The sequence below is a fragment of the Vibrio sp. 1557 genome (genome assembly GCF_033340175.1).
Taxonomy (GTDB): Bacteria; Pseudomonadota; Gammaproteobacteria; order Enterobacterales; family Vibrionaceae; genus Vibrio; species Vibrio alginolyticus.
On record NZ_JAWOVZ010000286.1, the window covers coordinates 1 to 1,041 of the forward strand.

Annotated in this window: 2 protein-coding genes; one reads left to right on the forward strand and one right to left on the reverse strand. The window is 43.7% G+C overall.

The features are described from left to right. Window positions 1–423: hypothetical protein (locus tag R7070_RS26540; protein WP_318141564.1), on the forward strand; the 423-nt coding region annotated here is incomplete at its 5' end. 163 nt (window positions 424–586) lie between these two features. Here the strand turns inward: R7070_RS26540 and R7070_RS26545 are convergent. Then, window positions 587–1,041 (reverse strand): AraC family transcriptional regulator (locus R7070_RS26545; protein WP_318141565.1); only part of this gene is annotated, 455 nt, incomplete at its 5' end.

Here is a 1,041-nt window from a genome sequence, read left to right on the forward strand (position 1 = left end):
GCATGTAACTATCTTTCTGATCGCTCCGTGGTGTTTGAAGACAGCACCATGCCCATCTGTGAAGAAATTTTTGATACTGTTGGTGTGCTTAGTACCGATACCTTAGATTGGTATGCTGCTGAAGCGACAGCAGAAGGACCAACAGAAAACTACTGGGAAGAGTGGGCAATCAAATCGCAAGACATTCCGTTTCTTACTCAAAACGTAGACAAAAACTATTTTGGTCTTGGTATTTGGATGCCAGAAGAGCTACGTGAAGAAGAAAACAAAATGACCACAGAAGAGTGGCTTCGCAGCCATGGTCTCATGTTCAGCATCGGTTTTGGTAATAAAGCTGATGGTGAGCCAAGAATGCGCTTCGACTATCGTTGGCACGAGTATTACGACGCCGACTGGATGATGCAAATTGAAGTGCCATTTTAGTTCATCGTTTTTCACCGAGCGTTCGATGTGTGTTGTGCTTGGGATTACTTGGGGAAATATGTGACCCTACGTGAGGCAAAGAATAAGAAAAGGGCGTACCGCAAAGTACGCCCTTTTTGATCTTGTGTGAGTCTCGTGTGAGAAAACGCTATACACCGTTAACTTATAGCGCTTCACCAAACACTAAAAAGCAAAGCTGTTCGTATTCTTCTGTGTTGCCAGCAAACAAGTGCTCAACAATTTGAGATTCCTTTTTCCCAGACAACTTCATTTTTCTTGCTTCGCGCAGCGTAAGCACCAAACAAAGCTCTCTCGAAATGCGAGCTTCGCATGCTGGCTTCCACTGATTGATTGCTTGGCTGGGTGCCGAGTTTGATAGATTTGGTGAAATCGCCAGTACTTCGTGTTTAACCACTGCGAGCAAATCTAACTGGATATCAGAATGCGTCTCCGTCTTCGCCAACTTTTCAATTAAGGCTTTCAGCAAAATCGATGGTTTGATAAAACCGGCCTGTTGAGCAAATGCATCATTCAAACGCACAGAAAAATCACAACGATGGACATGAGTGTTAGGTAAAAAAGTGAGTGAGCTCAAACATCCTTGAGGAATCCAAAAAT